Below are 12,286 nucleotides of genomic sequence, written 5' to 3'. Positions count from 1 at the left end.
GACAGACTATGGTGACCACCTCAGAGGCGACCGAGGGTCTGGCGCGAATGGCGGCATCCGCGCCCTTTGCGATCGCGCCGGAACGCGCCGACGATCTTGCCGCTCAGGTGTTTGGTGACACGCCGGTCGAGATGCGACGTAGCGACCTTGCCTCCTTCTTCGCGGCTGTCGTCGAAGATCGCCATCTGTACGTCTCTCCTTCCGGCCTCGGCGGGATCTGGTGTCTCGCACACGCCGCCTTCCATGTAAGCGACGCCGGGTCCTGGCTCGCCAGCCATCCGGAACTGCGGGGAGCCGGGTCGGTCGATGTGGGCCGCCTATGGGCGGAATTCCGGCTCGGCGACTATGTCGACTACGCCCGCCGGCTGATGGGGGAGGACGAACCCTGGCCGGAAAGCTTGGACATGCCTGATGTCAAGGCGCCGCTGAGGACCGAGCCCGGCCTGGTCACCAGCCTAGCGCTCGGCGCCGTGAGCTGGATCATGCTCCACGAACTGGGACACATCACCAAAAATCATACGAAGCTGTTTGGGCGCGACTTGATGGTTCGGCAGGAGTGGGACGCTGATAATTTCGCGACCCAATGGGCGTTGAAAACGGCTGCGGGTGAGGAGAGGGAGTTTCGGGCCTTGGCCATCGTCGTCGCCCTAGCCTGGTTGTTCGTGTTCGAGCAGGCGAAACGGGGCGGCGGTGACCATCCGTCGGCCATCCTTCGGTTCCGTGAGGCGACCTCCCAGTTCGATCTGGGAGACGACAGCGTGGCCCTTGAGCGCAGCGTCTATCTTCTCAAGGCCATCTTCGATCCTGCCGGACCGATGCCGGGCGATATGGCGCCCGTGGCGGCTTTCGATTGGATGACGGACCGGCTGGAGGCGCTTTTCCCTCGTCACTGATGGGAAAGATCGTCTGCCGGGGAGGGCGAGGTGCCGCGGCCGCCGCGTCAGCCTCAGCCGTTCGTCAGCATGCGATCAAATGCCTCCCGTGTCAGATTCGTTGCGCCATAGGCATCGTGGACGCGGCCGATGAACTCGAAGGCGATGTCCCCGGAGAGGGTTTCCGACCAGGCCGGGATCATCCGTTCAACTACCGCGCGGTCGCTCAAGGCCTGCAAGCGCCCCATGCGTCCGGAGGTGGGCAGGACGCTGCCGTGCAGGCCTCGCACACCGACCTTGATTCGCCAGGGGAAGGCGGCGCCGAAATGCTGCAAGGTCGCGGCATGGACGTCGAGAGAGCGCACCAAGCCTCTAGCGGCGTAGACGTCGCTGAACATCGAAGCCTCCTGCCAGTCGGTGAGGACGTCTGGCCAGAAACCCCAGATCTCCCCCGTTTCCTGGAACCACTGGGTGAGGGCGTTCAGCTTCTGCTGACCGGCTTCCCAGACCCAAGCTGCGGCTCCGTCCTGCGAGACGCCCGTCCAGAGGTTGGCGTAGTCGCCGAGCGGCGCGAGGCTGAGGGATCCATTCCGGGGTCGCGAGACGTCCTGCCGGCTCGCCTCCACGGGCCCTGCGGGAATGATCCGGCACCACAGCTTCGGGCCCGCGACCACAGGCAGGTCGGATTCCTGCTGCATCGGCGAGGATCGGACCCGGACCGTCGGCATTGCGCCATCCCAGATCGCCGGATCTCCCGGATCGGCAGGAACTCCTTCCGGGTGGAGGGGCGCCGTTTGGTTGGCGGCGACGAAGGCGAGGCAGGGGCCGACACTGGCCACTAGATCGTCCACCAGGGTAGCGAGGACCTCCTGCTTCTGATCGTCCGGGGCGTCCCGTCTCAGGGCGTATGTCAGCGGGGCGCGCCAATGGCGCAGATCGAACGGCAGAGCCCGTAGGGACGCGCCCTCTGCTTGATTCATCACGAGTATGATCCGCTCGAGACCGAGATTTGCCAAGGCGTAACCCAGTTCCAGCATCACGTTCGGATTAGGAAGCTTCTTGCCCCCCACCGTCGTCTCGATCGGGGTCACATCGGCGACGAAGACCGCGCATTCGCGAATCTTGCGCAGGATGGTCTCCGCGATCGGAGGGGATCCCGGCACATTGCTGGTGTCGGAATCCACGCTGGGGCGCTCGGCGTCCTCGAGTCCGGGATGATCGACCAGTCGTTCAACGGCCGCCTCCAGCGCGGCACGCACGAAGTGGCGGCCGGAGGCCTGGTGGGTGTCGCTTTGCCAGGACCAAAAGACTTTCATCGCGCGCCTCGGGTTCCGGTCCGCAGGAGGTTTCCGGAGTGAGCCCTATAGATGGAGTGAGGTGGTAGGCAGAAAAGGGTGGTCGGTAAGGCTTCCAGCCGCCCATCAGCGCGGCTTCGGCATGGAAAGGCCTCTGATGCACTTCACGATCAGCCGACCCTTCAACGCCCGTGATCGTCGATGTCGCGCTAGGCGCGCTCTAGGGGATGCTGCGGAGCACTGACGACGAGACGGCGATCCGAGGATCTTCGAAATGCCACTCCGCTTTTCGGAACCCGAAGCGACCCGGCGAAACGCCCTGAGACAACTAAAATAATAACGCCGTTCGTTACCCCGATGTTACCCCAAAGCAAAAGGGGTTAGCAGCGGAACTGCTAACCCCTTGAAAATTGGTGGAGCTTAGCGGAGTCGAACCGCTGACCTCTTGCATGCCATGCAAGCGCTCTACCAGCTGAGCTAAAGCCCCGGACCTGTCGGTCTGGATCGCCCGGTTCATCTTGCGATGGCCCCCGGCGAGGCGGCGGAAACTAGGTCAGGCTTTTTCTGCGATCAAGCCCGTTTCGAGATTTATTTTCACCGCGTTCCCAAGGGTGAAAATACGCAGGTTTTTCAAACCGGAAGGATTGAAAGGCCTGCTGTCCCGCCGCGTCTCCCTAACGGGAAATGCGGCGGGTGCAACAAGTTTCTGAGCCTATCCACAGGCCTCGATTAGGTCGGGCCTCAAGTCGCGCGAAGCGCGATAGGCCCAAAAAAGATCAGTCGTCGTCGCGCGACGGCTTGGCGATCTCGTCGTCGATCGAGTCGTCGTCTTCGTCTTCGATGAACGGCACGGAGTCGTCATCGTCGTCAGCCAGCAGATCGTCGTCGCCGTCGGTCGAGCCCATGCCGGCTTCTTCCGAGGCGTCGGCCGGGGAGTCTTCGTCCTCGTCGTCCGGCGTCAGGATCGGCTCGTGGCCTTCCTCGTCGATTTCCGGCGTCTTGACGTCGTCTTCCTCATCCTCGTCGCCGTCGACCTTCTTGTCCGTGACCTGATCGTCCGTGTCCTCATCGTCGGACGGATAACCGGGACGGGCGCGGCGGCTGCGCAGCTTCATCGCCTCTTCGGGATCGAAGTCGGTTCCGCATTTGGGGCAGTGCGCGGGGCGACGGTTCAGGTCGTAAAACTTCGCCTGGCAGTTGGGGCAGACCTGTTTGGCGCCCAGTTCGGGATTGGCCACGTTTGGATGCTTTCAACGGGTTGAATTCGGGGCGGTCCCTTGCCACCCCTTTGACCCGCTGTCAAAAGCTGTCTTTCGCGCCGCCCGCGCGGCCCTTCGCACAATACAGCCTGAAGCGGGTGATCATGCCGTCCCAACTGACTTCGCGCCGCACATCCGCCCTGACCGGAAAGGTCCGCGCGCCGGGCGACAAGTCGATGTCGCACCGGTCGATGATCCTGGGTGGAATGGCGTCCGGCGTGACCGAGGTCGAGGGTCTCCTTGAGGGCGACGACGTCCTGGCCACCGCCCGCGCGGTCGAGGCCTTCGGCGCCAAGGTCGAGCGGCTCGGTGATGGGACATGGCGGATCGAGGGGGCGGGCGGCTTTAAGACGCCTTTGTCGGTGATCGACTGCGGCAACGCCGGAACCGGGGTGCGCCTGCTGATGGGGGCGGCGGCGGGCTATCCGCTGACGGCGAGCTTCGACGGCGACGGCTCGCTGAGAAAGCGGCCGATGAAGCGGGTCACGGGACCGCTGGCCGACATGGGCGCGGCGTTCGATTGGAAGGCGGCAGAGGATCGGCTTCCGGTGGCCCTGACCGGCGGCGCGCTGAAGGCCATCGACTATGTGCAGACGGTGGCCTCGGCCCAGGTGAAGTCGGCCATCCTGCTGGCGGGGCTGAACGCCGAGGGCGTCACCTCGGTGGTCGAGCCGGAAAAGAGCCGGGACCACACCGAGCGGATGCTGCGGGCCTTCGGCGCCGAGGTGGACGTCGAGGAGAGGGGCGAGGGCTGGAAGGTGACGTTGAAGGGCGGTCAGGCCTTGACCGGGACGGTCGTCGCCGTGCCGGGCGATCCGTCCTCGGCGGCGTTTCCCCTGGCGGCGGGGCTGATCGTTCCGGGATCTGAGGTCACGGTCGAGGGGGTGATGCTGAACCCGCTTCGCACCGGCCTGTTCGACACTTGGATCGAGATGGGCGCCGACCTGACCATCACCAACCGGCGTGAGGCCGGGGGCGAAGAGGTCGGCGACATCACCGCCCGCCATTCGTCCTTGAAGGGCGTGGTCGTGCCTGAGGATCGGGCCGCCTCGATGATCGACGAATATCCGATCCTGGCGGCGACGGCGGCCTTTGCGAACGGCGTCACCGTCATGCGCGGCGTGGGCGAGATGCGGGTCAAGGAAAGCGACCGGATCTCGCTGATGGTCGAGGGGCTGCGCGCCTGCGGCGTTCAGGTCGAGGAGGAGCCGGAAGGCTTCATCGTCACCGGCGCCGGCCAGGGCAGGTCGGTGCGCGGCGGCGGCCTGGTCCACACCGCCCACGACCACCGCATCGCCATGAGCCATCTGGTCCTGGGCCTGACCGCCGAACAGCCGGTCTCGGTCGACGAGCCCGGCATGATCGCAACCAGCTTCCCCGGCTTCGTCGAGATGATCAACGGGCTGGGCGGGCGGATCGCGTGAAGTCCGCGCGCGACGTCCTCGGTCGAGGCATCGCGGTCCTCGGTCTTCTGACCTGTCTGGGCGGAGCTGGCTGGACGGCTTGGATCGTCTGGCAAGGGGTGACGACAGGCCGGGTCTCGGGCAAGCATGGCGCCGTGCATCTGAGGGCCGAGGGCGACGCCTTCTTCTATTCGACTGTGGCGCTGAACGGCGTCGCCTGTCTGGTGTGGCTGGGTCTGGCGGCCTCAGCGGTCGTGGTGCTGGCGCGTTGGAAGGCATGGTCGTGAACCGGCCGGGGCCGTCGGGCTGGATCAAGCCGATCCTGACGCTGGCGATCGCGATTCTGATCGGCTGGTTCTGCGTGATCGGCGCCCGAGAGATCGTCCAAAGCCTGGATGCCGGGGTGCTGAACAACCGAAAGGAACCGGACGTGCTGTTGGCCGACCGACCCCTGCTGTTCTGGAGCGTCTTCGGCTTCTATGTGGCGTCGGTCGTGACGGGTGTGGGGCTTGCAGTTTTGCTGGCTGGCCTTGCAATTCGTGACTTGGTCGGACGCCGGGACTGAGGGCTTCGGCTGGATTGGTCGGGCGATCCTCGCTATCAGGTTCCGCCTCCCGTGCGTTTGGGATCGAGATTGAAATGCGCCACGCGCTGCGGAGACCTGCTTGACCCTGATCATCGCCGTCGACGGACCGGCCGCCTCTGGCAAGGGGACCATCGCCGCGCGCCTGGCCCACACCTATGGCCTGCCGCATCTGGATACGGGGCTGCTGTATCGGGCCGTGGGCGCAAAGGTGCTGGCGGACGGCGGATCTCTGGATGACGAGGCTGCGGCCACGCAGGCGGCGCGAGGGCTGGATGCGGCGGGCCTGTCGGACGATCCGCGCCTGACGACGGGCGAGGCGGGCGAGGCCGCCAGCCGTGTCGCCAGCTTCGCCGGCGTGCGGGCGGCTCTGCTGGAACTGCAGCAGGCGTTCGCGGCCCAGGCGGGCGGCGCGGTTCTCGACGGACGCGACATCGGCACGGTGATTGCGCCGAACGCTCAGGCCAAATTGTTTGTCACCGCGACGCCCGAAGTGCGGGCCACGCGCCGCTGGAAGCAGCTGACGGCGCGCGGATCGGACATCGCCTTCGACGCCATGCTGGCCGACATTCAGCGCCGCGACGAGCGCGACGCCGGGCGCGGGGCGGCCCCGATGGTCCAGGCCGACGACGCGGTCTTGCTGGATACGACCGATCTGGGTATAGAGGCCGCCTTCGATGCGGCCCGCCGTATCGTCGAGGCGGCGCGCGCGAAACACGGTCTCTGACCTATCTCGCAAATCCAACGCTCCCACCCTCGGCCTCCGCGGGCGTTTTGATCGTTCTGAACGGTCTCGCATCCCGACGACCTGATTCCATCTTTTCCCATCGCCCCGCGCGCCGCCTTTCGCTGCGTCAGGGGTCCACCTCGCGCGAGATCGTCCCTCGGTCACGCGCCACAGCCCCACTGGAAACACCAGAGCTTCATGTCTGATACTCTCAACCCCACGCGCGACGACTTCTCGGCGCTGCTCGACGAACAACTGTCGGGTCGCGACTTCGGCGAAGGCCAGGTCGTCCACGGCCGCGTCGTCGGCATCGAAAAAGACATCGTCATCATCGACGTTGGTCTGAAGACCGAAGGCCGCATCGCCATGCGCGAATTCGGCCAAGGCGACGACGGCGCCCTGCCCAAGGTCGGCGACAACGTCGAGGTTTATCTGGAGCGCGTCGAGAACGCCTTGGGCGAAGCCGTCATCAGCCGCGACAAGGCCCGTCGCGAAGAAGCCTGGACCCGTCTGGAAGTCGTGTTCGCCGAAGGCCAGCCGGTCAACGGCGCCATCGTCGGTCGCGTCAAGGGCGGCTTCACCGTCGACCTGGGCGGCGCCTCGGCCTTCCTGCCCGGTTCGCAAGTCGACATCCGTCCGGTCCGCGACGTCGGCCCGCTGATGGGCAAGGAACAGCCCTTCGCCATCCTGAAGATGGACCGTCCGCGCGGCAACATCGTCGTGTCGCGTCGCGCCATCCTGGAAGAAGCCCGCGCCGAACAGCGCACGGAACTGGTCGGTCAGCTGGCCGAGGGTGAAGTCCGCGAAGGCGTCGTCAAGAACATCACCGACTACGGCGCGTTCGTCGACCTGGGCGGCATCGACGGCCTGCTGCACGTCACCGACATGTCGTGGAAGCGCGTTTCGCACCCGAGCCAGGTTCTGGCCGTCGGCGACACCGTCAAGGTCCAGATCGTCAAGATCAACCCGGACACCCAGCGTATCTCGCTGGGCATGAAGCAACTGCAGTCGGACCCCTGGGACGGCGTGGAAGCCAAGTATCCGGTCGGCGCCAAGTATACGGGCCGCATCACCAACATCACCGACTACGGCGCCTTCGTGGAGCTGGAAGCCGGTGTCGAGGGCCTGGTGCACGTCTCGGAAATGTCCTGGACCAAAAAGAACGTCCACCCCGGCAAGATCGTCTCGACCTCGCAGGAAGTCGACGTCGTGGTTCTGGATGTCGACGCCTCCAAGCGCCGCATCTCGCTGGGCCTGAAGCAGGCTCAGGACAATCCGTGGGACGCCTTCGTCGCCAACAACCCGATCGGTTCGACCGTCGAGGGCGAAGTCAAGAACGCCACCGAGTTCGGCCTGTTCATCGGCCTGGACAACGACATCGACGGCATGGTCCACCTGTCCGACCTCGACTGGTCGGTGTCGGGTGAAGAAGCCATCCAGCGCTACCGCAAGGGCGAGATGGTCAAGGCCAAGGTCCTGGACGTCGACGTCGAGAAGGAACGCGTCTCGCTGGGCATCAAGCAGCTGGGCGGCGATCCGATCGGCGAGGGCGACACCTATCGTCGCGGCCAGCAGATCACCGTCACCGTGACGGCGATCGAGTCGGGCGGCATCGAGGTCAAGTTCGGTGAAGACGACGCGCCGGTCACGGCCTTCGTTCGCAAGTCGGACCTGTCGCGCGACCGCAACGAGCAACGTCCGGAACGCTTCGCCGTCGGCGACCGCGTCGACGCCATGATCACCGCCGTGGACAAGGCCTCGCGCCGCGTCTCGGTGTCGATCAAGGCGCTGGAAATGAAGGACGAGCAGGAAGCCATCGAACAGTTCGGATCGTCCGATTCGGGCGCTTCGCTGGGCGACATCCTGGGCGCCGCGCTGAAGAACGCCGGCACCAAGGACTAAGCGCTCACCCAAAGAGCGTCAGGCGCTTCGCTCAAGCAGCGGAGCGCCGCGCGCTCTGCGATAGCGACGAAGAATGAGGGCGGCGGGAGCAATCCCGTCGCCCTTTTCTCTGTCTGGCGCACCGCTGTGTGCACTTCCGGACATATTTCTTGCGAATGGCGCGCATCATTGTCGGATAAGGGCTTTTTCGAGAGCCTATCGAAGGTTAGGGTGTCCCTCTGGATCGACGGCAGGCGAGACGGCCTGTCTAAACGAGCTGGCGGGGGCGCAGATGATCAAGTCCGAACTGATCGAGAAGCTTGCAGCGGAAAACACCCACCTGACTCACGCCGAGGTCGAGCGGCTGGTCAATGTGATCCTCAACACCATGACCTCGGCCCTGTCCGAAGGCGGCCGAGTCGAGCTGCGCGGTTTTGGCGCCCTGTCGGTGCGGTCGCGCCCGGCGCGGGCGGGCCGCAATCCGCGTACCGGCGAAACAGTCGAGGTGCCCGCCAAGGCCGTTCCCTTCTTCAAGAGCGGCAAGGAACTGCGCGAGCGGCTGAACGCCTCGGGCGACGCCTGATCTCACTTTCTCAAGGAAATCTCATGAGCCTGCTGTCGGAGTTTCGCGAGTTCGCGGTCAAGGGCAACGTCGTGGACCTGGCGGTCGGCGTGATCATCGGCGCGGCCTTCAACGGCATCGTCAAAAGCTTGGTCGATCAGGTGGTGATGCCGCCCATCGGCCTGCTGACCGGCGGCATCGACTTCTCGGAACTGGAATGGGTGCTCAGGGCCGAAAACCCGGCGACGGAAGCGATCGAGAAGGTGTCGATCCAGTATGGCGCCTTCCTGAACACGGTGGTCCAGTTCCTGATCGTCGCCTGGGTCGTCTTCCTTGTGGTCAAGGGCATCAACGCCCTGCGACGTCAGGAAGCCGCCAAGCCCGATCCGGCGCCGGCCGCGCCGACGGCGACCGAAGCTCTGCTGGCCGAGATCCGCGACGAGCTGAAGGCCCGCCCCAAGGCCTGATCAGGCCTTGGATGCGCGCCCGCCCAAGGTCGGGCGCGTGATCGCGGCAACAGCCAAGGTTTTGGGCATCGGCGGCGTGCGCGAACAGATGCCATAGTCGCCGTCGAACGGCGTCGGCGCCCAGGCGGCCGCCAGTGCGGGATCGTCGATGATGGCGTGGCAATGTCCCCAGCCGCCTTCGCGCCGCGCCGTCTTCGCCAGATCGCCCAACTGCGCCAACAGACGCGGCGTCACCATCTGCAGCCGCACCTTGGCGGCGCCCAGCGCACGGGCGTTGTCGATCAAGGCCTGGGTCAGAAGCGGGATCGCATCGGGCGCCGTCTCCAGCGCGATCAGATCGACAATATCCAGATAGGGCGGCTCGATCAGGCTGGTCTTGGTCATCTGCGCCATCGCCATCCCGACGATGCGGTTGTCGCTTACGCAGGCCAGCATGACCGGCGGCAGGGTCAGGTCGGGGTCCGCCAACCGCCAGCGCAGGATTTCCGGACTGCGGTCCGCCAGCAGGCGATCTTCCTGCGACAGCCGGCGCCAGAAGTCCGCATAGGGCGAGGCGTCCGACAGATCGCGCAGCATGATCACCCCAGCCGGCAGCGCCAGCGGCGTCTGGCGAAACACGCGCCCGTTCATCAGCCGCTCGCCCAGACGCGCGGCGGTCTCGGCGGAGGTGCGGCCCAGCAGCAGGCGCAGACCTCGACCCTGAGCGCAGGCCAGACGATCGGTGATCCATGACAGCTTCAGGCCGTGGGTTTGCGCCGGCCAGGGCTTCATGTCGAACAGGCCGTACAGCGGCGCCGAGCGCGCATTGGCGTTGAAGGTGTAGCGAGCGAACAGGCCGGGCTGTTTCAAAAAGGTGCGGATCAGCGGCCGGCTGGCGCCCTTCTGGCAGGGCGGCACAATGATCGAAAAGCCAGTGGCGCCGAAGTGGTCCTGGGCGCCCTGGCGAAACCGCTGGATGAAGTTGCCCAGCATGGCGACGGCGTTGTCATCCGAGTCGGCGACCACCCATCCGGCGGGCGCGCCCAGCGCCAACCGCGCCGGATTGGCTTCGAGCCAGCGCCAACCGGCCGGCGACCGCTCGGGCCAGCCGACCTGACGATGCAGCCGGTTCAGCGCCTCATGGTCGAGAGCGGCGATCGGTCTGACAGACATCTGGCGCGCCTTCCCATTATGAAACCGTGTGCGTTTCCGACAAACGCCGTAGCAGGATGTGCGCCACAGACATCACCCAAGGTTGTTTTTCGCCTTTCTCGCGCGTCGCCCGGCTCCCCCCCGCGACAGCCTTAACACTTGTTCGGATTCGCCCGCTGTGCTGGGTATGCGCCTTTCGCGCGCCCGATAAGCGGCGCGGCAGTTGGGAGTGAGCCGTTGACAGCGACGGATGGGGGGGCGCTCGCGCCTCGCAAGACTTTCTTGGGACACCCTCGGGGGCTGGTGATCCTGTTCTTCACCGAGATGTGGGAGCGGTTTTCCTACTACGGCATGCGCGCCCTGCTGGTGCTGTATCTGACGCAGCATTTCCTGTTCGGACCGGCCGAGGCTCAAGGCATCTACGCCGCCTACGCCGCGCTGGTGTATCTGATGCCGGTCGTCGGCGGGATGATCGCCGACCGTTATCTGGGCTCGCGCAAGGCGGTCATCATTGGCGCCGTGCTTTTGGTTCTGGGTCACTTCACCATGGCCTTCGAGGGCACGGGCGGACGTGAAAGCCTGACCATCGGCGACACCACCTATCAAATCCAGGTCGAAGGTCGCGACCAGAACCGCAAGATGTTTGCGGTGAACGGCGATGAGCGTGTGCAGATCGCGATTTCTCCCGAGGGCGTCTCCACCGTCGGTGCCGAACCGTCTGCCGCGAACGCCGCCGACGCCGCCGCTGCAGCCGTGGGCACGGGTATGGGCACGCCCCCGACCGGCGCCTTGGATCCCGCGACACAGGCTGCGCCGCAAGCCGCCGCCGCCGCCGGCTTCCCTGCCTTCACCGCGACCGGCGGCTACACGCTGGAAACCGAGCGCGATCTGAAAGTCGGCGAACCCGTCCTCTTCCTCGCTTTGGCCCTCATCATCGTGGGCGTCGGCTTCCTGAAGGCCAACATCTCGACCGTCGTCGGCGCTCTTTACGACGAGAATGATCCCCGTCGCGACGGCGGATTCACGATCTTCTACGTCGGCATCAACCTCGGATCGTTCCTGGCAACGGCCGCCTGCTCCTATCTGGGCTTCAACTACGGCTGGGCTTACGGCTTCGGCCTTGCCGGCATCGGCATGCTGTTGGGCCTGCTCACCTTCGTTCTGGGTCAGTCCTGGCTCGAAGGACGCGGCGGACCGCCGGTTCCGCTCCAGGGGCGTTCGATTCTGGGTGTGCCGCTGGTGCCCTTCTTCTGGATCGCCGGCCTGATCGCCGTCATCCCGACCTGGATGCTGATGCAGCGCCACGAGATCATCGAGACGGCGCTTCCGTGGATCGCCGGCGTTATTTTCGCCGCCGTTGTCGGCTTCACCGTGTTCCGTCTGAAGGGTTCCGAAAGGACCCGGATGCTGGTCGCCCAGGTGCTGATCTTCTTCTCGGTGCTGTTCTGGGCCCTGTTTGAACAGGCCGGCTCCTCGTTGACGTTGTTCGCGGACCAATCGACCCAGATGCCGAGCTGGTTCAACGCTGGCTACACCCAGATGTTCAACCCGGGTATCATCGTCATCGGCGGCCCGATCATGGCCGCACTGTGGGTCTGGCTGGCCAAGCGCAAGCTCGAGCCGTCCACGCCGGTCAAGTTCTCGTTCGGTCTCGTCTTCGTCGGCTTCGGCTTCCTGGTCCTGACCTGGGCGGCGGCAAGTCAGGCGAATGACGCCTTCCGCGTGCCGTTGCTGTTCCTGTTCCTGACCTACTTCTTCCACACGATCGGCGAGCTGTGCCTATCGCCGGTCGGCCTTTCGATGATCACCAAACTGTCGGTGGCGCGCGTGGTCGGCATGATGATGGGCGTCTGGTTCCTGTCCAGCTCGGTGGCCCACATCGTCGCCGGCCTGATCGCCAAGGCGACGGCGACGGACACGGTGGCTGGCGTCGTCACCAGCCCGGCCCTGGCGCTGGAGACCTATGGCTCCATCTTCGGCACCATCGGTTGGACAGGCGTGGGCGTCGGCATCTTCCTGCTGTTGATCTCGCCCCTGCTTAAAAAAGGCATGGCCGGCATCCATTGATCGACGCCTGATCAAGGAAAAGCCCCGGCGGAGCGATCC

Annotated in this window: 12 protein-coding genes and 1 tRNA gene; 9 read left to right on the top strand and 4 right to left on the bottom strand. The window is 65.4% G+C overall.

Going from position 1 to position 12,286, the window contains the following annotated elements:
• Nucleotides 1-8: 8 nt before the first annotated feature.
• Nucleotides 9-893, top strand: coding sequence for a phage exclusion protein Lit family protein (locus HF680_RS11325; protein ID WP_185225127.1), 885 nt, complete (start codon nucleotides 9-11; stop codon nucleotides 891-893).
• 53 nt (nucleotides 894-946) lie between these two features.
• On the opposite strand, the gene HF680_RS11320 is transcribed toward HF680_RS11325, so the two are convergent.
• From HF680_RS11320 to HF680_RS11310, 3 genes are all read right to left on the bottom strand, one after another.
• Nucleotides 947-2,188 carry a hypothetical protein gene (locus HF680_RS11320; protein ID WP_185225126.1) on the bottom strand — a complete coding sequence of 414 codons (1,242 nt, stop codon included), beginning with the start codon at nucleotides 2,186-2,188 and terminating at the stop codon, nucleotides 947-949.
• A 390-nt stretch (nucleotides 2,189-2,578) separates the two neighbouring features.
• Nucleotides 2,579-2,654, bottom strand: a tRNA-Ala gene (locus tag HF680_RS11315).
• 289 nt (nucleotides 2,655-2,943) lie between these two features.
• Nucleotides 2,944-3,405, bottom strand: a complete 462-nt coding sequence (locus HF680_RS11310) for a TIGR02300 family protein (protein ID WP_017504360.1) — start codon at nucleotides 3,403-3,405, stop codon at nucleotides 2,944-2,946.
• A gap of 122 nt (nucleotides 3,406-3,527) precedes the next feature.
• On the opposite strand from HF680_RS11310, the gene aroA reads away from it, so the two are divergent.
• From aroA to mscL, 7 genes are all read left to right on the top strand, one after another.
• A complete protein-coding gene (gene aroA, locus HF680_RS11305) occupies nucleotides 3,528-4,850 on the top strand; it encodes a 3-phosphoshikimate 1-carboxyvinyltransferase (protein WP_369796228.1) in 1,323 nt (440 codons plus the stop codon).
• Entirely contained in the window at nucleotides 4,847-5,116 is a 270-nt protein-coding gene (locus HF680_RS11300; RefSeq protein ID WP_045809449.1) for a hypothetical protein, read from the top strand. The genes aroA and HF680_RS11300 overlap by 4 nt, the downstream gene beginning before the upstream one ends.
• Nucleotides 5,113-5,394: a hypothetical protein gene (locus tag HF680_RS11295; protein WP_156146707.1), complete on the top strand. Its 282-nt coding sequence runs from the start codon at nucleotides 5,113-5,115 to the stop codon at nucleotides 5,392-5,394. The genes HF680_RS11300 and HF680_RS11295 overlap by 4 nt, the downstream gene beginning before the upstream one ends.
• A gap of 100 nt (nucleotides 5,395-5,494) precedes the next feature.
• Nucleotides 5,495-6,139: a (d)CMP kinase gene (cmk, locus tag HF680_RS11290; protein ID WP_045809447.1), complete on the top strand. Its 645-nt coding sequence runs from the start codon at nucleotides 5,495-5,497 to the stop codon at nucleotides 6,137-6,139.
• Between the two features lie 198 nt (nucleotides 6,140-6,337).
• Nucleotides 6,338-8,041, top strand: a complete 1,704-nt coding sequence (rpsA, locus tag HF680_RS11285; RefSeq protein ID WP_017504363.1) for a 30S ribosomal protein S1 — start codon at nucleotides 6,338-6,340, stop codon at nucleotides 8,039-8,041.
• Between the two features lie 271 nt (nucleotides 8,042-8,312).
• On the top strand, nucleotides 8,313-8,603 hold the full coding sequence (locus tag HF680_RS11280) for an integration host factor subunit beta (protein ID WP_039244165.1): 291 nt from the start codon (nucleotides 8,313-8,315) through the stop codon (nucleotides 8,601-8,603).
• 23 nt (nucleotides 8,604-8,626) lie between these two features.
• The gene (gene mscL / locus HF680_RS11275) at nucleotides 8,627-9,049 is read left to right on the top strand and encodes a large-conductance mechanosensitive channel protein MscL (protein WP_185225125.1); all 423 of its coding nucleotides are present in this window, start codon (nucleotides 8,627-8,629) and stop codon (nucleotides 9,047-9,049) included.
• On the opposite strand, the gene HF680_RS11270 is transcribed toward mscL, so the two are convergent.
• Entirely contained in the window at nucleotides 9,050-10,201 is a 1,152-nt protein-coding gene (locus tag HF680_RS11270) for an ATP-binding cassette domain-containing protein (protein WP_185225124.1), read from the bottom strand.
• A gap of 261 nt (nucleotides 10,202-10,462) precedes the next feature.
• Between HF680_RS11270 and HF680_RS11265 the strand changes: the two genes are divergently transcribed.
• On the top strand, nucleotides 10,463-12,247 hold the full coding sequence (locus HF680_RS11265) for a peptide MFS transporter (RefSeq protein ID WP_185225123.1): 1,785 nt from the start codon (nucleotides 10,463-10,465) through the stop codon (nucleotides 12,245-12,247).
• Nucleotides 12,248-12,286: the final 39 nt, after the last annotated feature.

The organism is Brevundimonas huaxiensis (assembly GCF_014218725.1).
In the GTDB taxonomy this organism is placed as follows: Bacteria; Pseudomonadota; Alphaproteobacteria; order Caulobacterales; family Caulobacteraceae; genus Brevundimonas; species Brevundimonas huaxiensis.
Note: the sequence above shows the minus strand (reverse complement) of the source record. Positions and strands in the feature narration are given on the sequence as shown.